At 66.0% G+C, this 19,932-nt stretch carries 17 protein-coding genes; 4 read left to right on the top strand and 13 right to left on the bottom strand.

Features of this window, described 5'->3' with window-relative positions; all coding sequences use genetic code 11:
- Positions 1-91: 91 nt before the first annotated feature.
- Positions 92-997, top strand: a complete 906-nt coding sequence (locus tag K3725_RS14025) for a DMT family transporter (protein ID WP_260015920.1) — start codon at positions 92-94, stop codon at positions 995-997.
- A gap of 13 nt (positions 998-1,010) precedes the next feature.
- On the opposite strand, the gene glmM is transcribed toward K3725_RS14025, so the two are convergent.
- The 8 genes from glmM to K3725_RS14065 form a co-directional block, all read right to left on the bottom strand.
- Entirely contained in the window at positions 1,011-2,357 is a 1,347-nt protein-coding gene (gene glmM, locus K3725_RS14030; protein WP_260015921.1) for a phosphoglucosamine mutase, read from the bottom strand.
- Between the two features lie 23 nt (positions 2,358-2,380).
- Positions 2,381-3,376 carry a dihydropteroate synthase gene (gene folP / locus K3725_RS14035; protein ID WP_260015922.1) on the bottom strand — a complete coding sequence of 332 codons (996 nt, stop codon included), beginning with the start codon at positions 3,374-3,376 and terminating at the stop codon, positions 2,381-2,383.
- Positions 3,373-4,293: a dihydroneopterin aldolase gene (locus K3725_RS14040; RefSeq protein WP_260015923.1), complete on the bottom strand. Its 921-nt coding sequence runs from the start codon at positions 4,291-4,293 to the stop codon at positions 3,373-3,375. Before K3725_RS14040 ends, folP begins: the two co-directional genes overlap by 4 nt.
- A gap of 128 nt (positions 4,294-4,421) precedes the next feature.
- Positions 4,422-5,078, bottom strand: coding sequence for a cell wall hydrolase (locus K3725_RS14045; protein WP_260015924.1), 657 nt, complete (start codon positions 5,076-5,078; stop codon positions 4,422-4,424).
- A 172-nt stretch (positions 5,079-5,250) separates the two neighbouring features.
- Positions 5,251-7,827, bottom strand: coding sequence for a pyruvate, phosphate dikinase (locus tag K3725_RS14050; protein WP_260015925.1), 2,577 nt, complete (start codon positions 7,825-7,827; stop codon positions 5,251-5,253).
- Between the two features lie 177 nt (positions 7,828-8,004).
- Positions 8,005-10,230: a glycine--tRNA ligase subunit beta gene (gene glyS / locus K3725_RS14055; protein WP_260015926.1), complete on the bottom strand. Its 2,226-nt coding sequence runs from the start codon at positions 10,228-10,230 to the stop codon at positions 8,005-8,007.
- A 76-nt stretch (positions 10,231-10,306) separates the two neighbouring features.
- A complete protein-coding gene (locus K3725_RS14060) occupies positions 10,307-10,840 on the bottom strand; it encodes a DUF6446 family protein (RefSeq protein ID WP_260015927.1) in 534 nt (177 codons plus the stop codon).
- 17 nt (positions 10,841-10,857) lie between these two features.
- Positions 10,858-11,799, bottom strand: coding sequence for a glycine--tRNA ligase subunit alpha (locus tag K3725_RS14065; protein WP_260015928.1), 942 nt, complete (start codon positions 11,797-11,799; stop codon positions 10,858-10,860).
- 256 nt (positions 11,800-12,055) lie between these two features.
- Here K3725_RS14065 and K3725_RS14070 point away from each other — a divergent pair, with 256 nt between their 5' ends.
- Positions 12,056-13,828, top strand: coding sequence for a trypsin-like peptidase domain-containing protein (locus K3725_RS14070; protein ID WP_260015929.1), 1,773 nt, complete (start codon positions 12,056-12,058; stop codon positions 13,826-13,828).
- A gap of 284 nt (positions 13,829-14,112) precedes the next feature.
- Here K3725_RS14070 and K3725_RS14075 read toward each other — a convergent pair whose 3' ends face one another.
- The 4 genes from K3725_RS14075 to K3725_RS14090 all read right to left on the bottom strand — a co-directional run bounded on the left by K3725_RS14075 (position 14,113) and on the right by K3725_RS14090 (position 16,673).
- Positions 14,113-14,754, bottom strand: coding sequence for an SDR family oxidoreductase (locus K3725_RS14075; protein ID WP_260015930.1), 642 nt, complete (start codon positions 14,752-14,754; stop codon positions 14,113-14,115).
- Positions 14,755-14,767: 13 nt separating this feature from the next.
- Positions 14,768-15,268 (bottom strand): DUF1178 family protein, encoded by a 501-nt coding sequence (locus K3725_RS14080; protein WP_260015931.1) that lies wholly within the window; start codon positions 15,266-15,268, stop codon positions 14,768-14,770.
- A gap of 78 nt (positions 15,269-15,346) precedes the next feature.
- The gene (locus K3725_RS14085) at positions 15,347-16,120 is read right to left on the bottom strand and encodes an EcsC family protein (protein WP_260015932.1); all 774 of its coding nucleotides are present in this window, start codon (positions 16,118-16,120) and stop codon (positions 15,347-15,349) included.
- 46 nt (positions 16,121-16,166) lie between these two features.
- Positions 16,167-16,673, bottom strand: coding sequence for a GNAT family N-acetyltransferase (locus K3725_RS14090; protein WP_409201573.1), 507 nt, complete (start codon positions 16,671-16,673; stop codon positions 16,167-16,169).
- Positions 16,674-16,752: 79 nt separating this feature from the next.
- On the opposite strand from K3725_RS14090, the gene K3725_RS14095 reads away from it, so the two are divergent.
- Both K3725_RS14095 and K3725_RS14100 read left to right on the top strand, forming a co-directional pair.
- A complete protein-coding gene (locus tag K3725_RS14095; protein ID WP_260015934.1) occupies positions 16,753-17,358 on the top strand; it encodes a flavin reductase family protein in 606 nt (201 codons plus the stop codon).
- Positions 17,359-17,366: 8 nt separating this feature from the next.
- On the top strand, positions 17,367-18,008 hold the full coding sequence (locus tag K3725_RS14100) for a CatB-related O-acetyltransferase (protein ID WP_260015935.1): 642 nt from the start codon (positions 17,367-17,369) through the stop codon (positions 18,006-18,008).
- A 252-nt stretch (positions 18,009-18,260) separates the two neighbouring features.
- Here K3725_RS14100 and K3725_RS14105 read toward each other — a convergent pair whose 3' ends face one another.
- On the bottom strand, positions 18,261-19,904 hold the full coding sequence (locus tag K3725_RS14105; RefSeq protein ID WP_260015936.1) for a SulP family inorganic anion transporter: 1,644 nt from the start codon (positions 19,902-19,904) through the stop codon (positions 18,261-18,263).
- Positions 19,905-19,932 lie beyond the last annotated feature (28 nt).

Raw genomic sequence — 19,932 nt, forward strand, 5'->3', positions numbered from 1 at the left:
AGCAAACACTTCGATCGGTAACAAAGCAATTGCCATTGACCCCGCCCGCCCGGCGGGGTCTTGTCGCGCGGAGACCCGGCACGAGGACCCCATGCCCGATATCGCCCCGCGCTACTGGCTGATGATTGCCACCCTGGGCTTTGTCTGGGGCGGAACCTTTCTGCTGATCAAGCTGGCGCTGGAGGGAACCACCCCATTCTGGCTGGCGGCCAGCCGGATCGGCTTTGCTGCGCTCCTGCTCTGTGCGGTCTGGGGGTGGCGCGGGTTCAAGCTGTTCCGGGGCGAGGCCAACTGGCCCTCGCTGATCCTGATCGGCATCCTCAGCACCGCCCTGCCCTTCATGCTGATCAACTGGGGCCAGCAGCATGTCTCCTCCGGCTTCACCGGTGTCAGCATGGCGGCAATCCCGCTGATGGTGCTGCCCTTGGCGCATGTCTTTGTGCCCGGGGAGCAGATGACCCTGCGCCGCCTCATCGGTTTCTGCATCGGCTTTGCCGGGGTCGCACTGCTGATCGGCGGCAAGGCGTTTGAGACGAGCGGCGCCCAGCTGGAAGCCTATGGCCGCGCTGCCTGCCTGTCAGCGGCGGCCTGCTACTCCGTCAGTTCCATCCTGACCCGCCGCCTGCCGCCCGCCGACCCGGTCGGGCTGGCTGCAATCTTTTTGGTGATCGGCTGTTTCATCATCTTTCCGGCCGCCTGGATTGCCGAAGGCCCGCCGGTGATGCCGGACACGCGGACGCTGCTGATCGCCGCCATCCTAGGCCTGATCCCGACCGCCGCCGCCAATCTCCTGCGCGTCATCGTGGTGCGCGAGGCAGGGCCGACCTTCATGACCCTCACCAATTACCAGGTGCCGGTCTGGGCGGTGGTGCTGGGGGCGGTGTTCCTGGGCGAGGAACTGCCGCCCTCGATGCTGCTGGCAATGGTTCTGATCCTGGGCGGCCTTGGCCTTAGCCAGTTCGGCAGGCTCAGCCGCCTGTTCGGCAAAGGGGGCTAAACGCCCCCTTCAGTTACTCCGCGACAGCCGCCTCAACCGCGGCAACAACACTGTCGACCGCCAGCGTCATCACTTCTGCGTCTTCGCTTTCGGCCATCACCCGCACCAGCGGCTCGGTGCCGGACTTGCGGATCAAGAGGCGCCCCTGGCCGTCCAGCATCTTCTCAGCCGCGGCAATCGCCTCCTGCACACGCGCATCCTCCAGCGGCACCTGGCCCGCCTGGAACCGCACGTTGCGCAGCCGCTGCGGCACGGTCTCGAACTGATGCGCCAGCGCGGAGGCCTTCTGGCCGGTCTGCACCATCGCCGCCAGGAAATGCAGCCCCGCCATCAGCCCGTCGCCAGTGGTGGCATAGTCACTCATCACGATATGGCCGGATTGCTCGCCGCCCAGGTTGAACCCGCCTTCGCGCATCCGTTCCACCACATAGCGGTCGCCCACAGCCGTGCGCTCCAGCCCCAGGCCCTTGCCCTCCAGGAAACGCTCAAGCCCGAGGTTCGACATCACGGTTGCAACCAGCGCCCCGCCGGTCAGCAGGCCATCCTCCGCCCAGCGGCTGGCCAGCAGCGCCATCAGCTGGTCGCCATCCGCCACGGTGCCGGTCTCATCGATCAGGATCACCCGGTCGGCATCGCCGTCCAGGCAGATCCCGACATGCGCGCCATGTGCCACCACCGCCTCAGCCGCGGCCTGCGGATGGGTCGAACCGCAGCCGCGGTTGATGTTCAGACCATCCGGCGCCACCCCCACCGGGATCACCTCAGCCCCCAGTTCCCACAGGACCTCGGGCGCGGTCCGGTGCGCCGCGCCATTGGCACAGTCGATCACCACCTTCAGGCCATTGAGGCCCAGATTGCGCGGCAAGGAGCTTTTGACCCGCTCGCCATAGCGGAACCGGGCATCATCGATCCGCTTGGCACGGCCGATATTGACAGCCTGGGCCGGTTCGACCCCGGCCTCCACCAGCGCCTCGATCTCCAACTCGGCACCGTCCGACAGCTTAAAGCCGTCGGGGCCGAAGAACTTGATGCCGTTGTCCTCGGACGGGTTGTGGCTGGCAGAGATCATCACGCCAAGATCCGCCCGCATCGAGCGCGTCATCAGCCCCACCGCCGGCGTCGGCACCGGCCCAAGCAGCAGCACGTTCATGCCGGTCGAGGTCAGCCCCGCCGTCAGCGCGTTCTCGAACATATAGCCGGACAGACGGGTATCCTTGCCGATCACCACCCGGTGCACCCCGGTGCCGTCACGCCGGAAATAGCGCCCCACCGCCGCGCCGATGCGCAGCGCCATCTCCGCGGTCATGGGATGGATGTTGGCCGTGCCGCGCACGCCATCGGTACCAAAGAGTTTCCGCATTATGCTTTCCTGCCAATAAGGCCTTACCGGACCGCCTGCCAAAGCCGCAGAGCCTGGACCGTCTCAGCCACGTCATGCACGCGCAGGAATTGCACGCCTTGCGCCAGCGCTGCAAGCCCTACCGCAATCGACCCCGGCGCCCTTGCATCCGCGCGCGGCGCATCGCCGATGGTGCCGATGAATTTCTTGCGCGACACCCCCAGCAGCACCGGGCAGCCAAGCCCGTGAAACAGGCTGAGATTGCGCAGCAGCGTCAGGTTGTGCGCCTGCGTCTTGCCGAACCCGATGCCCGGGTCGACCACGATCTGCTCGCGCACCACGCCGATGGCTTCCAGCCGGTCGATCTGATCGCTCAGGAAGTCATAGACATCCAGCAGCACATTTCCGTATTGCGGGTCATCCTGCATGGTGGCCGGATCGCCCTGCGCATGCATGATGCAGACCGGCACGCTGGCCTGCGCCGCCAGCGGCGCCAGCGCCGGATCAAAGGTGAAGCCTGAGACATCATTCAGCAGGTTCGCCCCCGCTTCCAGCGCCTCCATGCCTACGGTGGCTTTGCGGGTATCGATGGAGACCGGCACCGGGCTCTCGGCACGAATGGCCGCGATCACCGGCGCCGTGCGCTCGATCTCCTCGGCTTCGGGCACTTCGGCAGCCCCGGGCCGGGTGGACTCGCCGCCCACGTCGATGATCGTGGCGCCATCAGCCGCCATCTGCAGTGCCGCTGCCTTTCCAGCCTCGATACCGGCATGTTTGCCGCCATCCGAGAAACTGTCCGGCGTCACGTTCAGAATGCCCATGATCTGCGGCTGTGTCATGTCCAGCCCGGCAATCGACGCACGCCGCGCGCTCAGGCGGCGGCGCTCCATCTCAGGCACCAGGCCCGCAGGCACAATCCGCGGCGGCGCCTCGCGGCTGAGGATTTCAACCTCGGTGAACCACAGTGCACTGCCCGCCAGCGGAACCGCGCCTTCGGGACGCGCCTCACCGTGCTGAACCAACGGCCGGTAATATGTCACAGTTGTGCTTGCTCCACGCTGACGGCCCGCAAGGGGACACCGGGATTATCAGGCAAATCCCCGCCAAGCACAATCATCTCGCCCGCCTCGAAGGTCGCCGCAAACCAGGCCGCCAGCGCCACCGAGTTCGACGGCGGCGCCGAAGGGCCGTCCACCGCATCCAGCACGATCTTGGACGGCGCCCAGACACAGATCTGGCCGTTCTTCATCGCCCAGTCCAGCTCGGTCCGGGTGGAGACCACGACGCAGCGGTCGTCCTTGGCCGCAAGGCGCCAGGCATTCTGTTCAATCGCCAGCAAATCGATCCGCCGCTGGGTCCATTTGTGACCCGTGGCAGGCACCGCCAGCGGATGCGTTCCGACGCACAGGATCAGCGGCCGCTTGCGGCACTCCATCTGGTCGATCCAGGTGGTCAGGTGTTCACTGTCGATGGCACCATTGGACAGGTACATCAGCCGCGGATGCGGGCGGTCCTGCTCTTCCGCCAGATGGCTGATCTGATCCTTGGAGCGGACCACCTCGACGCCCAGCGCGCCGGGACCGCGGTCCAGCTTCTCGATCCGCACAAAGGCGCGCACCGCCTGATGCTCCAGCAGGATCCGTTCCGCCACACGCTCGGCCAGCGTCTCCAGCAGGTTCAGCCGTTCCGCCGCCAGTTCATGGGCGATGGCCTCGGTCAGCTTGTCATAGGACAGGATCCGGTCGACATCGTCGTCCAGGTCCTTGGGCAGCGGCGCGATTTCGACCACCACGTTGAAACTGATCCGCTGGGTGGTGCCGCGCTCTGCCTGGAACGCGCCGATCTCCACTTCGACCGTATGGTCTCGCAGCGAAATCCGGTCCAGCGGGCCGGGAGCCGCGGTGGCCATCGAACGTTCGGACGGATGCGCAAAGGCAAGGCGGATTTCAGAGGACATGGGAAACGGGCCTTTGGCTGGCTGTGTCAGGTGCGGGACCCAACAATAGACTTTCAGCGGCTTCTTAACAGTCCCGCATACGCCATGCCAGTAGCAGAAAGCGGCACCGGGATGCCGCCTTCAAGACATCAGTTGCTCATCGCGGTCTGATAGCGATCGTCGCGGTAGAACAGATGCACGCCGATGCGCGTGGTGTTTGTGAAGGTGCGGCTCCAGCGCGGGCGCACCGCGGTGGTGTGATAGTAGGTCGCGCCTGCGGTCAGCTCCGACTTCAGCCCGTCCAGCGCGGCACGCGCCACCTTGGCCACCCGCTGATACGCTTTCTTCTCGCGGATCACTTCCTCGTAGCCGTCGCAGGTGTAGGTGAACTGGCACTGGTACTTGCGCCCGGTCCCCTGGTTGATCACCCCGCAAGGCGTGTTCGGGAACTGTTCGCTCTGGACCCGGTTCAGGATCACCTCGGCCACCGCGAACTGGCCCTTCACGGTCTCGCCGCGCGCCTCGAAGTACAGCGCCTCGGCCAGGCAGGCGAACTGTTCGCCGCCGGTCGCTTTGGGCTGGGCATCCAGCCAGGCTTTTGAGTACTCCACCTGTTGCGTGCCGGTCTTGCGGTTCTTGAACGGATTGGAGCGGAATCCGAAAAATCCGCTGAACTTCCGCGCAGGCACCGCGTTGAGACTGGCCTGCTCACGCTCGATCAGCGCATCCAGGCCGGTTTCGGCAGAAACACTCTTACCCATCGTGATGGTGGCAGCCATCACGGCAATCATAGTCAACAATTTCATTCAGGGTTCCCCCGTCCTAGCAGCTTGCAACCGGTTGCCCCGGCCACATGCGGACGCAGCCTTTAAAGGAAATGACCCCAAACGTCCAGCTTGCCGCCCGGGGGTGCGACAGCATGGTTAACGCACAGGCGGGGCCAGGACCGTCTCCGGCCACTGGATATTCAGAATTTTCCTAATATTTTTGGTAAGTTGGCGCGATCTGCCCGGTTCGGCTGCTGATTGCCAGCTGGGCGGCGGCTAACCGCGCAACCGGAACCCGGAACGGCGAGCAGGAAACGTAATCAAATCCCGCGTCACGGCAAAATGCAATCGATTCGGGGTTGCCGCCATGCTCGCCGCAGATCGACAGCGTGATCTCGCCGTTCTCCGCGCGGCCCCTTTGAACCCCCAGTTTCAGCAGTTCGCCAACCCCGTCGGTGTCCAGCACATGGAACGGATCCTCCGGGAACACCCCCTGGTTCACATATTCCGACATGAACCGCCCGGCGTCATCGCGCGACAGCCCATAGGTCATCTGCGTGAGGTCGTTGGTGCCGAAGCTGAGGAAAGCCGTATGCGGCGAAATCTCCCCCGCCCGCAGCGCCGCGCGCGGCGTTTCCACCATCACCCCCAGCCGGTAGGTGAAATCCTCGCCGCGCTCCGATTTCACCGCCGCGGCCACCGCATCGATGCGGGCCTTGACCAGCTCCACTTCGCGCTTGGCCGACACCAGCGGGATCATGATCTCCGGCACCACCGGCTCGCCCCATTTCGAGGCCTCCAGCGTGGCCTCGAAAATGGCGCGCGCCTGCATGTCGTAGATTTCCGGCACGGTGACCCCCAGCCGCACCCCGCGCAGGCCCAGCATCGGGTTGTACTCGTCCATCTCCTCCACCCGCCGGGTCACATCGCTCACCGGAATGCCCAAGGCCTCCGACAATTCGCGCTGGCCGGTCTTGGTGGCGGGCAGGAATTCATGCAGCGGCGGGTCGAACAGGCGGATGCAGACCGGCATCCCCTCCATGATCCGGAACAGCTCGCGGAAGTCGTCGCGCTGCATCGGCAGCAGGCGCTCCAGCACCGCCGCCCGGCCCGAGGGCGTCTCAGCAAAGATCATCTCGCGCATCACGGTCAGCCGCCCGGGCTCAAAGAACATATGCTCCGTCCGGCACAAGCCGATGCCCTGTGCGTTGAATTTCCGCGCCATTTCAGCGTCTTCCGGAGTGTCGGCATTGGCACGGATGCCGATATCGCGGGCCTCGTCGGCCCAGGCCAGCAGGGTCAGCAGCGCCCCGTCCTCAGCCGCCTCCAGCATCTGCGGCTGGCCTGCCAGCACCTGGCCGCTGCTGCCGTCGATGGTGATGATGTCGCCCGCGTTGAACACCCGGCCATCGGCGGACTCCAGCATCTTGCGCTTGCTGTGGAATTTCATGTTGGAGGCGCCGACAATGCACGGCAGGCCGAGGCCGCGCCCGATCACCGCCGCATGGCTTGTCATGCCGCCCTTCTCCGTCAGTACACCGGCGGCGGCATGCATGCCGCGCACATCCTCGGGCGAGGTTTCCCGGCGCACCAGGATGCAGGGCTCACCGCGCGCAGCACTGGCCTGCGCCCCGGCGGCGGTGAACACCAGCTTGCCGGTCGCGGCGCCGGGGCTTGCGGCAATGCCGCGGCCGATCACGTCGCGCTCGGCATCCGGCGCCACCTGGCGGTGCAGCAGCTCGTTCAGGATATGCGCATCCACGCGCATCAGCGCCTCTTCCTTGGGGATCACCCCGTCCTCGGCCAGCGCAATGGCAATCCGCACCGCCGCCTGCGACGAGCGCGCCACCCGCACCCCGTCCAGAATGTGCACCCGGCCGCTCTCGATGACGAACTCCAGCTGCATCTCCTCGCGCAGCTTCACCCGCATCTGCGCCGCGTGGGCCTTCAGGTCCGCAAAAGCCTCCGGCGCCAGTTCCTCCAGCGACAGCCCGCGCGCATCCTTGCCCAGGTACAGCGCCCCGGCCCCGGCCCCCAGCGCATCACGCCCCTGGCTCTGGCTCAGATAGCGGCCGGTCAGCTGCGGCATGCCGGTGGTGGAATTCACCAGCTGCAAGACACCCGAACCGCATTCGCCCTGGCCCACGCCCGGGATCATCTCCTGCACCACCAGCCCGAGGCCCGCATCGGCCGGCGCCCCCTTGGCCTGGCGCAGCAGCCGCGCCGAGGTGCCCTCCCAGGCCCGTGCCATCGAGCGCAGCACCGCCGCCAGCTGCTCGCCTGGGTCCTGCGGGAAAGGCTCGTCCGTCTCTGCCTCATAGGCATGCAGGATCTCGCTCAGGGCATCCGGGCCGCCGTCCTCGACATCGTCGAACACATCCGGGTCCAGCCGCGCCACATGCACCGCATAAGACTGCACGAACCGCAGATAGAGCGCCGCCGCGGCCTCCCGCCCCAGGCTGTCGCAGAGGTCGACATAGCGGGCATCGTTCATGCCGATGTTCAGGATCGCGCCCGGCCCGCCCCAATCCGGATCCTCCGAGGACGGGCGCACGCACAGGAGCGCCTCCGGGTCGAATTCAGCCAGCACCGCACCCAAGTCCGGCATCTGCCCCTCGGCAATGGAGTGCACCGCATCAAACGACAGCGCCACCGTGCGCGGCACCGGCAGGTCCAGCCGCACCAGCCGCTGCAGGCATTTCGCCCGGCCGCCGTGGGTGGCGGTGGCAATGGGAGCTGTCGAAGTGATCAGCGAGGCCTGCGGGGTCTGTTCGAAATCTTTCTGCACTGCAGCACGTCTCCTTTGAAAGTCACCATAAGGCCAAGACGCGACGGCGCAAGGGTCTTGTAACGGGGCGGTAACGGGTCAGGCGGGCGCAGATACGGAAAACCGGCCTTCCCTTGCGGCAAGGCCGGTGCCTCCGGCGGGAGTATTTCTAGAAAGATGGAGGGGCCAGCGGCTCTCTCAGCCCTCGACTTTGGTGAGGTCGGCAACCTGACCGCAGACCTGACGGATCTGGCTCAGGAGGTTCAGCCGGTTGCGGCGGACGATTTCGCTGTCCGCATTCACCTGCACCGCTTCAAAGAACGCATCGATGGGGGCACGCAGGGCAGCCATGCCCCGCATGGCTGCCGCGAAATCTTCGGCCTCGATGGCCGGAGAGACCGCCGCCCCGCCCGCCTCCAGCGCATCGAACAGCGCTTTTTCAGCGTCGTCCTCGGCAAACTTGCGGTCGGCGCCATAGGAGTATTCGACACCGTCCTTTTCCTCCGCCTGGCTGAGGATGTTGTTGGCGCGTTTGAAGCCTTGCAGCAGGTTCCCGCCATCCTCCGTCTTAAGGAAATCCTCCAGCGCGCGGGCGCGTTTCACCAAGAGGGTCAGGTCATCGTTGCCGTCCATCGCGATGCAGGCGTCGATCACGTCATGGCGGATGCCCTGATCACGCAGGAAGACCTTGAGCCGGTCATGGAAGAAGGAGAGGAGATCATCCGAAGTATCCGGAACCTTCTTTTCGAGGTTCAGGAAGGCTTCCGCAGGAGACCCGCCAAGGCTCTCTTTCACGGCCTCAAAAGCGGACCCGAATACGCCGTGCTCTGCAATCTCCTGCAGCAGGCTATTCACGGTCTCCGCCGGCAGCCCGCCATTGGCGGCGCTTTCCGCCCGCAGAAGCTGGCTGTCGAAGAACCGGTCCAGCGGCATCCGCACATCATTCTCCAGCACCAGCCGGATCACCCCCAGTGCGGCGCGGCGCAGGGCGAACGGATCTTTCGACCCGGTGGGCTTTTCATCAATCGCCCAGAAGCCGGTCAGCGTGTCCAGCTTGTCGGCCAGCGCCACGGCAACCGAGACCGGCTCCGACGGCACATCGTCACCCGGCCCCAGCGGCGAGTAATGCTGTTCGCAGGCGTTGGCGACCTCTTGCGGCAGGCCTCCAGCCTCAGCGTAGTAGCGGCCCATCAGGCCCTGCAGTTCCGGAAACTCATAGACCATTTCGGAACTGAGGTCGGCCTTCGCCACCCGCGCCGCCTGCTCTGCCAGATCTGCGTCCGCCCCGACCACCGGCGCGATTTCCCGCGCCAGCGCGGCGATACGGTCGATGCGCGCGGCCTGGGTGCCCAGCTTGTTGTGGAAGGTCACGTTGCCCAGGTTCTCCACCCAGGCGCTCATGCCCGCTTCGGACTTGGCCGTGCGCAGGTCGTTTTCCCAGAAGAACTTGGCATCTGCCAGACGCGCCGACAGCACCTTCTGGTTGCCCGCCAGGATGGTGGCGCCATTGTCCGCGGTCTCGCGGTTGGCAACGGTGATGAACCTCTCGATGCGGCCGGTCTTGGGGTTCTTCACCGAGAAAAACTTCTGGTGCTCCTTCATCGAGGTCTGCAGCACCTCTGCCGGCAGCTCCAGGAATTCGGCGTCAATCGCCCCCATCAGCACCACCGGCCATTCGACCAGCCCGGCAACCTCAGCCAGCAGGCCCTTGTCCTCAACCACGTCCAGACCCGACGCAAAGGCCTGATTGGTCGCTTCCTGCCAGATCGCCGCCTGCCGTTCCGCCGGGTCCAGCACCACAAAGGCGCGCTTCAGCTTGGCGGCATAGTCGTCAAAGCCGGTGACGGTGATTTCATCCGGCGCCATGAAGCGGTGGCCGCGGGTGGTGTTGCCCGATTTGATGCCATCAATGTCCAGATCCACCACGGATGCGCCTGCCTCATCCGACAGGATGCAGAGGATCGAATGCAAGGGCCGCACCCAGCGCAAGGACCCTGCGCCCCAGCGCATGGATTTCGGCCAGGGAAAGTTGCGGATGGTGTCTTCCAGCACCTCGGCAATGATTTCGGCTGCCGGGCGGCCCGGCTTTTCGATCATCGCAAAATAGACCGCGCCCTTGGGGGTCTCGCGCTCTTCCAGCTGGTCACGGGTAAGGCCAGCGCCGCGCAGGAAGCCCTCGATGGCCTTGTCCGGCGCGCCCACTTTCGGCCCCTTGCGCTCTTCGCGGATGGTCGGGCTTTCCGCCAGCAGGCCATCCACCGCCAGCGTCAGGCGGCGCGGTGTCGACAGCGCGGCGGCACCGGCATAGGTCAGACCCGCCTCGACCAGACCATCGGTCACGCGCTTTTTCAGGTCCTCGGCGGCACGCGCCTGCATGCGGGCCGGGATTTCCTCGGAAAACAGTTCAATCAGCAGATCGGGCATCAGATATCCTCGGGCGTGGCCGCGCGGGCGGGCGCAGCGGAAAATTCAGAAAAGGCGGGCATCGGGCGAAGGCGCATCATTCGCTTGCACCCGCCTCAGGCCGCGTCGGGCATTCCTCGCCCACCACGGTGCCGTCATAGGCTTTCTGGCCGCAGTCATTCAGCTCATGCCAGACATAGCCGCGGCCCTCATCGGTGACGGCGACAATGCGGTCGACGCCATAGGAGATGTTCTTGACCGACAGGAACGACTTGGCCGAACCCTCTGCCAGTTTCCCGCCAATAGCTGCAGCATCGAAACACTCGAACCAGTCCGGCGCATTGCGCGGCTCGGTCTTGTCCGACAGGGTAAAGACCTGCGCCAGCGCGTCCGGCGTCATCTTTGTGCTGAAGCAGGCGCGGTAGCGGATGGGGGAGCTGCCGGCGTCAATCGCCTCGAAATCCGCATAGGCAATCGGCTGGGCCTCACCGCCATCCAGCGGCACCAGCACCACATCGCGGCCCGGCTGCAGCGCGACCTCATCATAAAAGCCATAGACCTGCAGGTAATACATCGCCCCCCCGGCCGCGAGGCCGGAGACGATCAGGATCAGGGCAAGGAGTTTCCCCATAACGTGCCGCCCCCTGCTCAGGCCGCGCTCTCGGGCGCGTGGCCGCCGGCCTCGGTCAGCACAAAGGCATCAGCGCATTGCTTGGCCAGGGCGCGGACGCGGCCGATATAGGCCTGGCGCTCGGTGACCGAAATCACCCCGCGGGCATCCAGCAGGTTGAAGATGTGGCTGGCCTTGATGCACTGATCATACGCGGGGTGCGCCATGATGATGCGCTTGCCGGTCTTCGGGTCCTGATGTTCCTGCGCGAGGATCGCGGCGCATTCCGCCTCGGCTTCCTCGAAATGGCGCAGCAGCACTTCGGTATTGGCCACGTCAAAGTTCCAGCGCGCGTATTCTTCCTCGGTCTGCTTGAACACGTCGCCATAGCTCAGCGGGATCAGCGCGTCCGGGTCGTTGTAGGGCATGTCCATCACATGATCGACGCCCAGGATGTACATCGCCAGACGCTCCAGCCCATAGGTCAGCTCACCCGACACCGGGTGGCAGTCGTGGCCGCCGACCTGCTGGAAGTAGGTGAACTGGCTGACTTCCATGCCATCGCACCAGACCTCCCAGCCCAGGCCCCAGGCGCCCAAGGTCGGGCTTTCCCAGTCATCCTCGACAAAGCGGATGTCATGCATCGCCATATCGACGCCGATCGCCTGAAGGCTGCCCAGATACAGCTCCTGCAGGTCCGGCGGGCTGGGTTTGATCAGCACCTGGTACTGGTAGTAATGCTGCAGCCGGTTCGGGTTCTCGCCATAGCGCCCGTCGGTCGGGCGGCGCGAGGGCTGCACATAGGCGGCGGCCCAGGCCTTGGACCCCAAAGAGCGCAGCGTGGTCGCCGGGTGGAAGGTGCCGGCGCCGACTTCCATGTCATAGGGCTGCATCACCGCGCAGCCTTTTGCGGCCCAGTAGTTCTGGAGCCTCAGGATAATCTCTTGGAAGGAGCGCGGCGCGCCGTTGGTCTGGGTCATCTCTTATCCCTTTAGGGGCATCTGGGGCAGCAATTGCGGGGTTCTTCCTATGCAAGGCTCTTGGCAGGGTCAACGCCCTGCGGCGCATCAGGCCCCGGCTCTGCCCCGATGCCCGCAGCGCATCGGCAACAAAAGTGCGGGAATGCGGCAACGGGCCGGGAATTCCCCCTGTCATGAGGAGTTCCCTTTGCCGCCGCAAAATGCTTAACCTCCGCCTCAAAGAATAAGAGTACTTCCGGGATACGAGGCCCTGATCATGAAAAAACTGTTTGCCGCTCTGGCCCTGCCGCTGATTGCGCTGGCCATTGCGTTCACGGCGCCGGTTTCGGCGCAAAGCAGCCGCGATGGCGTCTGGATCCAGATTGCCGCCCGCCCCTCCCTGCGCGAGGCCGAAAACGAGGCCCGCAGCTATGCCGCCCGCCTGCCCGATGTCTCCGGCTATGCGCTTGGCGGCGGCTGGTACGGCGTGGTGCTGGGCCCCTACGCCCGCGAGGACGCAGAACGGGTGCTGCAGGTCTACCGCGCCGAAGGCCAGATCCCGCGCGACAGCTTCATCGCTTTTGAACGCAACCTGCGCAGCCAGTTCTACCCGGTGGCCGCGGATGCCACCCAGCCTGCGCAGCCGGCCCCGGCACCTGCCCCCGCGGAACCCGCGGTGCAGGAACCCGAACCGCAGCCGCAAACCGCTCTGCAGACCACCCTGCCGGATGAAACCCCGGCCCAGGCGCGGCGCAGCGAAAGCGCGCTCAGCCGTGAACAGCGGATGGAGCTGCAGGTCGCCCTGAAGGCGGCAGGCTTCTACAATTCCGGCATCGACGGCGCCTTCGGCCGCGGCACCCGCGCCTCGATGAGCGACTGGCAGGCAGCCCGCGGCTTTGAGCCGACCGGCGTGCTGACCACCGCCCAACGCCAGGTGCTGATGGATGAATTCAACGCGCCTCTGATCTCCGTGGGCATGGCCCGGGCTGAGGACGCCAAGGCCGGCATCGCGCTGCAGATCCCAGGCAGTGAAGTGGGTTTTGACCGCTATGAATCGCCCTTTGCCCATTACACCAGCAAAGGCGGCCTGGGCGCCCAGCTGCTGCTGATCAGCCAGCCCGGCGACAAGCGCACCCTGTTCGGCCTCTACGACATCCTGCAAACGCTGGAAATCGTGCCGCTGGATGGCCCGCGCGAACGCGGCGCTGACAGCTTCACCATCGAAGGCCGCAACGCGAGCATCGTCTCCTTCACCCAGGCCAGCCTGAAAAACGGCGAGATCAAGGGCTTCACCCTGGTCTGGCCCGCGGGCGACGAAGAGCGCCGCGCGCGCGTTCTGGCGGCGATGCAGTCCAGCTTCACCCGTCTGGATGGCGTGCTGGACCCGGCAGAAGGCGGCGACGCGGTGCAAAGCGTCGACCTGGTCTCCGGCCTGGAGATCCGCAAGCCGAAGCTGTCGCGCAGCGGCTTCTTCGTGGACGGAAATGGCAGCGTCCTGACCACCTCGGACGTGGTGGCCGGCTGCACCCGGATCACCCTGGATCACGGCTATGAAGCCACCGTCGCCGCCAATCACACCGCTGACGGCATCGCGGTCCTGACCCCGGTGCAGGCGCTGGCGCCTGCCGCCGTGGGCGGCCTCAGCACCGCCTCGCCGCGACTACAGTCCGAGGTCGCGGTCTCCGGCTTCTCCTACGAGGGCGTGCTTGGCGCCCCCAGCCTCACCTGGGGCAAGATTGCAGACGTGAAAAGCCTGGACGGCAACACCAATGTCGCCCGGCTGGAGCTGGCAGCCCAGCCCGGCGATGCCGGCGGCCCGGTGCTGGATGCAACCGGCGCGGTGCTGGGGATGCTGCTGCCGCAGCAGTCCGGCGGGAAGCAGCTGCCCGAAGGCGTCAGCTTTGCAGTGAACGCCGAGGTGATCCGCGGCGCGTTGAACGGCGCAGGGCTGAGCCCCGCCGCCCAGCCCGCCTCCGGCGGCAGCCTGCCGAACGCGGCCATGACCCGGCTGGCCTCCGGCATGACCGTCCTGGTCAGCTGCTGGGAGTAATCCCTGCCCCGCATGCAGGCAAACTGCTGACACGAAACAGCCGGCGCGGATTTCGCGCCGGCTTTCCTTTTTGCAGCCCCCGCAGTCTCTGCGGCAGCGCAGCCCTCCCGCCCGGCACCGGACCCTGCCGGGTCTTCAGCCCGTTGGGCAGGGCACCGTGCCTGCGCACGGTGCTGCGCCGCGCACTCGCGCGGCGCCCGGCCCAAGGCCGCCAGGGCGGCTGGCATAGCCAGGCGCCCGCGGGCGCGGGAGCGCGCCGCTGCCTCCGTTCTGGCCGTTTCGGGTCAGTAGGGGTGGATGCGGCCGTCCCAGGTGTGAAAGCAACCGCTGGTGTCCAGGGTCAGGACATCAAATTCATTGATCAGCCCGGCAACTGACTCCTGCACCGTAATATCGCCGTCATACCCGCCCATGTCGGTCTGCACCCAGCCGGGATGATAGATGCCGACGGCAATCCCTTCCGGCTTCAAATCGGTGGCCAGGTTGCGCCCGATATTCAGCGCCGCCGCCTTGGACGCGCGGTAGGCATAGCTGCCGCCCGGCGCCCGGCTGTGGCTGGCCATCTGCGACGACAGGATGGCGATCTTGGGGCTTTCCGCCAGCCGCAGGTTCGGCAGCATCGCCTGCACCGTCAGGAACACGCCGGTCACATTCGCCGCCAGCGTCTTGGCCCAGACCTCAGCCGAGTAATCCTGCAGCCCCATCATCTTGTCGATGTAGACGCCGGCATTGCAGACCAGCAGATCCACCGGGCGCCCCTTGATCTGGGCGGCAAAGCGCGCCTGCTGGCCCGGGTCGGAGACATCCAGCTTGACACCCGAGGAATGATCGCGCGAGGTGCCCGTCACCTCATGGCCCGCCTCCCGCAGCTGCTTCACCAGCTCCTTGCCGATCCCGCGGCTGGTTCCTGTTACAACTGCATGCATTCTGCCTTGCCCCTCAGTTTGATTTCCGGCCCGGACGGAAGGGCAGCGGCATCACCGGCACGCCTTCCTCGATCAGCTCCCGCGCGTCTTCCAGCCTGGCCTCGCCGTGGATCGCCCGCTCCGGCGCCTCGCCCAGGTGCATCGCCCGGGCCTCGCGCACGAAGTTGCCGCCGACATAGTCGGAGTTTTCCTCAACCTTCTTGCGCAGCTCGGCCAGCGCCTTTTCCACTTCGCCCGAGGGGCGGCTCAGCATGCCCGGCCCGGACGGAGCCGGTACCGGTGCGGGGGCCGGCGCGGCAGCGGGCGCGGCCTGCGGCTCAGGTTCCCCGACCCCCGACACTGCCGTGCGGCCCGTCCGCACCCGCGGCGCCATGATCGCCTTTGCCACCTTGGAGCCACCGCAGACCGCACAGGACACCATCCCTGCTGCCGCCAGCTTGTCAAAAGCCGCCGCCGACTGGAACCAGCTGTCGAACGCATGCCCGTCGGCACATTTGAGGCTGTATTGAATCATGCTTACTCTCTTAGCAGGAAAGGCTGATTAAATCTGCCTTTCCGGCAAGCGCAAGAGGTCTCTGTGTCCGCCAGGCAGCTACTGCACGCCATTCCGGTCCTGCAGCCGCTGCCGCAGCCGCGCCGTCAGCTCCTCCGGCGCCACATCCGCCTCCACCGCCAGCCGTCTCAGGCCGAAATGCACATGCGCCATTTCCCGGTAATAGCCGGAAAAGACATAGTTCACCGCAGCCCCCGCCACCGCGCCGGCAATCGGCACTGCCTGGGCCGCCAGTTTCTGCCCCAGCACCGTGCCCAGCTTGGGCGCCACTTGCGCGATCAGCTTGTGCAAGCCCCCGGGCAGCCCCAGCCGGACCGAAACAAACCCCAGATCCGCCCCGTCACCCTCTGCCAGCGGCCCTGCCGCGGCAAAGACCCGGATGCAGTCGAAGGTCACGCTTTCGGCCTCGGGATCAAACCCCTCCTCTGCCGCTGCGCTCTGGATGGTGCGCAGCAGAAAGGCGGTTGTGGCCGGCAGCTCCACCAGCGCGCCCGGCAGGCCGGCAGCGCCGCCCGCAGCCCCCATCGCCGCGCTCACCATCCGGTCGACACCGGGCTTCTGATCCGGCACCAGACGGCGCGACTGGCTGGCGCCCTTCATCGCAACCCGCAAGGCGGTCTCCGTGGCGCCGGTCAGCCCGGCCCGCACCGGCTCCGGCAGCCGCTCCAGCAGGCTCTCGCCGCTGCCGCCCAGCCGGTTCAGCAAATCCACGCCAAACCCGCCCGCCGCCTGGTAGCGCGCCGCCAGCACGTCCAGCGCGGCGTCGATCTCCTGCGGGGTGTAGGCCCGCGCGTTTGTCAGAACATCTGCCACATGTGTCTCCTCTGCCCACTAAAGATCGGCAGCGAAAGGCACAATTTCAAGCCTGCCAGCGGGTCACCTGCCCCTGCACGCCGTCCCAGGCGCCCGCCTGCAGCGCCAGTCCCAGAACCCGCTCCGGGTTGGTCGGCGGCGGCATTTCCACCCCTGTCAGCCTGGTGAAGCCGAACCGCTGGTAATAGGGCGCATCCCCCACCAGCATCACCCGTGCCCAGCCGGCTTCCTCTGCCTTGGCCAGGCTGTCGCGAACCAGCGACCCGCCCAGCCCTTCGCCCTGCCGCGTCGGATGCACCGCCACCGGCCCCAGCAGCAACGCAGGCGATCCGCCCACCAGAACCGGCCAGTACCGGATTGCTGCGGCCAAGATCCCGTCGCTGTCGCGCGCCACCTCGCTCAGACCCTCAACCGGCGGCACCCCCTCGCGCAGGCGGTACGACGACAGCGCCTCGCGCCCGGGCGCAAAGCACAGGTCATAGAGCGCCTCAACCTCCCACCGGTCGTCCGGCTGCTCTGCCCTCAATTCGATCACGCTGCCCTGCCTCCGCATTCTTCCCTGCAGGCTGGCGTTTGGCCTAGCATGCGCGTAAGCCTTGGGCAAACATCTATGAACTGAGCAGGAAACAGAAATGTTCTACCGGCCCGAGGACGGCCACGGCCTCCCCCACAGTCCGTTCAACGCCATTGTCACGCCGCGCCCGATCGGCTGGATCTCCAGCCGGTCGGCAGACGGGGTGAACAACCTGGCGCCCTATTCCTTCTTCAACGCGGTTGCCTATACCCCGCCGCAGGTGATGTTTGCCTCCACCAGCGCCAAGCCGGACCAGGAGGGCACCAAGGATTCGGTCGCCAATATCGAGGCCACCGGCGTGTTCTGCGTCAACGTGGTCTCCTACGCGCTGCGCGATGCGATGAACGCCAGCTCCGGCGCGCTGCCCAAAGACGTGGATGAGTTCGCCCACGCGGGGCTGGAGGCCGCGGACTGCGAAACCATCAAATGTTCCCGCGTCGCCGCCGCCCCGGCGGCGCTTGAATGCAAGCTGACCCGGATCGTCACCCTGCCGGGCGAGGCCAACAAGGTGGTCTTCGGCGAGGTTACCGGCGTGCACCTGCGCGACGACTGCCTGCGCGACGGCACCTTTGACGTCACCTCCTTCCAGCCGCTGGCGCGCCTCGGCTACCGCGACTATTCGGTGGTGCGCGACCTGTTCCCGCTGACCCGCCCCGACGACTGAGACCCGCCATGCCGCTCCCCGATCCCCGCAAGCACAATCCGATCATCCTGCCCGACGGCACGCCCCATTCGGGCACCGTGATGCTGAGCCAGGTGCTCGATCACCCGAACATAAAGGCAGGCGATTATACCTATGCCTCCGATTTCGACCCGCCGCAGGACTGGGCGCAGCACCTGGCCCCCTACCTGTTCCCCGGATCGCGCGAGCGGCTGGTCATCGGCCGCTTCTGCCAGATCGCCCATGGCGCGCGCTTCATCACCGCCTCGGCCAATCACGCGCAGGACGGGCTCAGCTGCTATCCCTTCCCGGTCTTTGACCCGGAGCAGATGGCTGGCTTCCAGCCCGACACCCGCGACACCATCGTGGGCCATGACGTCTGGATCGGCTACGGCGCACTGATCCTGCCCGGCGCCCGCATCGGCGACGGCGCCATCATCGGCGCCGGCGCCGTGGTGCGCGGCACAGTGCCGCCCTACGCCATCGTCACCGGCAATCCGGGTGCGGTGCAAAGCTACCGCTTCTCCAAACCCCAGATCGCCCGCCTGCTGGCGCTCAAATGGTGGGACTGGCCCGCCGACCTCATTACCCGCGCCGAACCGGCGCTTTTGTCCGGCGACCTCGACATGCTCGAAAGCATCGCCCCCGACTGACGCCCTGCCCCCGCGACAAGCCGCGCATCACAGGCGCGCGCGGGGGTGATCCCGACGGTCGTGACTGGCAATTTATCTCTGCCAAGTCCGTAGACCCTCTCTCTGTTGCGCCCAGCCTCACCAAATCACCGCCGCGTGGGCGCGCGCCGGTGATGCGCGGCGGCCTGCGGCCTTGTTCCGCGCGGCCGGAATAACAGAAAAACCCGCGGATCAGCCAATCCGCGGGTTTTCTCACTTTACACTCCGAACCGCTCAGTGGCCGCCCAGGATCCCGGTCTTGACGGAGTAATCCACCGCGATCTCGTAATCCGGGTCGTCGTCGCTATCGACCATCAGGTGGCCTGCCTTTGACAGCAGCTGATGGCAGTCGCGGCTCAGGTGCCGCAGCACCAGCGTCTTGCCCTCGGCCTCATACTTGCCGGCAATCGCCTCAATCGCCTGCAGCGCCGACTGGTCCACCACCCGGCTGCGGGCAAAGTCCACGATCACACGCTCCGGGTCACCTGCCACATCAAACAGCTCGATAAACCCGTCGGTGGAGCCAAAGAACAGCGGCCCTTCGATCTCATAGACCTTGGCGCCCTTGTCGGTCGCAGACTCGCGGGTATAGGCGTGGATACGGCGCGCATTGTTCCAGGCATAGGCCAGGGCCGAGACGATGACGCCCACAACCACCGCAACCGCCAGGTCAGACATCACCGTCACCACCGTGACCAGCACGATCACAAAGGCGTCCATCAGCGGCACCTTGGTCATGATCTTCAGGCTGTTCCAGGCAAAGGTGCCGATTACCACCATGAACATCACACCCACCAGCGCCGCCAGCGGGATCTGCTCGATCAGCGGCGAGGCCGCCACGATGAACAACAAGAGGAACAGCGCCGCGGCAATGCCCGCAATCCGCGTCCGCCCGCCCGATTTCACGTTGATCATCGACTGGCCGATCATCGCGCAGCCGCCCATGCCGCCAAAGAAACCGGTGACCACATTGGACGCGCCCTGCGCAATGCACTCCTGGCTCGCCCCGCCGCGCTTGCCGGTGATCTCCCCCACCAGGTTCAGCGTCAGCAGGCTCTCGATCAGGCCGATGGCAGCCAGAATGACCGCATAGGGCAGGATGATCCACAGCGTCTCCAGCGTGAAGGGCGCAAGTGCCGTGCCATAAAGCCCCTCACCGGTGCCAAAAGGATTGTGAAAGCTCGGGAACCCGCCCTTGATCGAGGCCATATCGCCAACGGTCGGCACGTCGATGTTCAGCGCAATCACCAGAACCGCCACAACGCCGATCCCCGCCAGCGGCGCCGGGATCACGGATGTGATCTTCGGCATCCCCCAGATGATCAGCATGGTGAGGCCAACCAGCCCCAGCATCATATAAAGCTGCATCCCGCTCAGCCATTCCGCCCCGTTTGAGCCCGGCACCTTGAACTGCGTCAGCTGCGCCAGGAAGATCACAATCGCCAACCCGTTCACAAAGCCCAGCATCACCGGATGCGGCACCAGCCGGATGAACTTGCCCCATTGCATGACACCGGCAAAGATCTGCAAAATCCCCATCAGCACCACGGTGGCAAAGAGGTACTCCACCCCGTGCTGCGCCACCAGCGCCACCATCACCACCGCCAGCGCGCCGGTCGCGCCCGAAATCATCCCGGGCCGCCCGCCGAACACCGCGGTGATCAGCCCCACCATGAAGGCCGCATAAAGCCCCACCAGCGGATGCACCCCAGCAACAAAGGCAAAGGCCACCGCCTCCGGCACCAGCGCCAGCGCCACGGTCAGGCCGGACAGCAATTCAGTGCGCACGCGGCCCACGGTAAAGCCCTCGTCCTGCATGATCGAAAGATTGGGCGGGGAAATCTGCTTGGCCAGCAAAGCCATGGCTGCGCGTCTCATAAGGTGTACCTGTGCTCGGGAGGAGGAG

Origin of the sequence: Leisingera sp. S132, from assembly GCF_025144465.1 — a bacterium.
Taxonomy (GTDB): domain Bacteria; phylum Pseudomonadota; class Alphaproteobacteria; order Rhodobacterales; family Rhodobacteraceae; genus Leisingera.

Coding starts and splice junctions, on each gene's coding strand:
- K3725_RS14025 (WP_260015920.1), top strand. CDS start 92: ATGCCCGATATCGCCCCGCGCTACTGGCTGATGATTGCCACCCTGGGC.
- glmM (WP_260015921.1), bottom strand. CDS start 2,357: ATGCGGAAACTCTTTGGTACCGATGGCGTGCGCGGCACGGCCAACATC.
- K3725_RS14040 (WP_260015923.1), bottom strand. CDS start 4,293: ATGTCCTCTGAAATCCGCCTTGCCTTTGCGCATCCGTCCGAACGTTCG.
- K3725_RS14045 (WP_260015924.1), bottom strand. CDS start 5,078: ATGAAATTGTTGACTATGATTGCCGTGATGGCTGCCACCATCACGATG.
- glyS (WP_260015926.1), bottom strand. CDS start 10,230: ATGCCCGATCTGCTGATTGAACTGTTTTCCGAGGAAATCCCGGCCCGC.
- K3725_RS14060 (WP_260015927.1), bottom strand. CDS start 10,840: ATGGGGAAACTCCTTGCCCTGATCCTGATCGTCTCCGGCCTCGCGGCC.
- K3725_RS14065 (WP_260015928.1), bottom strand. CDS start 11,799: ATGACCCAGACCAACGGCGCGCCGCGCTCCTTCCAAGAGATTATCCTG.
- K3725_RS14070 (WP_260015929.1), top strand. CDS start 12,056: ATGAAAAAACTGTTTGCCGCTCTGGCCCTGCCGCTGATTGCGCTGGCC.
- K3725_RS14075 (WP_260015930.1), bottom strand. CDS start 14,754: ATGCATGCAGTTGTAACAGGAACCAGCCGCGGGATCGGCAAGGAGCTG.
- K3725_RS14080 (WP_260015931.1), bottom strand. CDS start 15,268: ATGATTCAATACAGCCTCAAATGTGCCGACGGGCATGCGTTCGACAGC.
- K3725_RS14090 (WP_409201573.1), bottom strand. CDS start 16,673: ATGCGGAGGCAGGGCAGCGTGATCGAATTGAGGGCAGAGCAGCCGGAC.
- K3725_RS14095 (WP_260015934.1), top strand. CDS start 16,753: ATGTTCTACCGGCCCGAGGACGGCCACGGCCTCCCCCACAGTCCGTTC.
- K3725_RS14100 (WP_260015935.1), top strand. CDS start 17,367: ATGCCGCTCCCCGATCCCCGCAAGCACAATCCGATCATCCTGCCCGAC.
- K3725_RS14105 (WP_260015936.1), bottom strand. CDS start 19,904: ATGAGACGCGCAGCCATGGCTTTGCTGGCCAAGCAGATTTCCCCGCCC.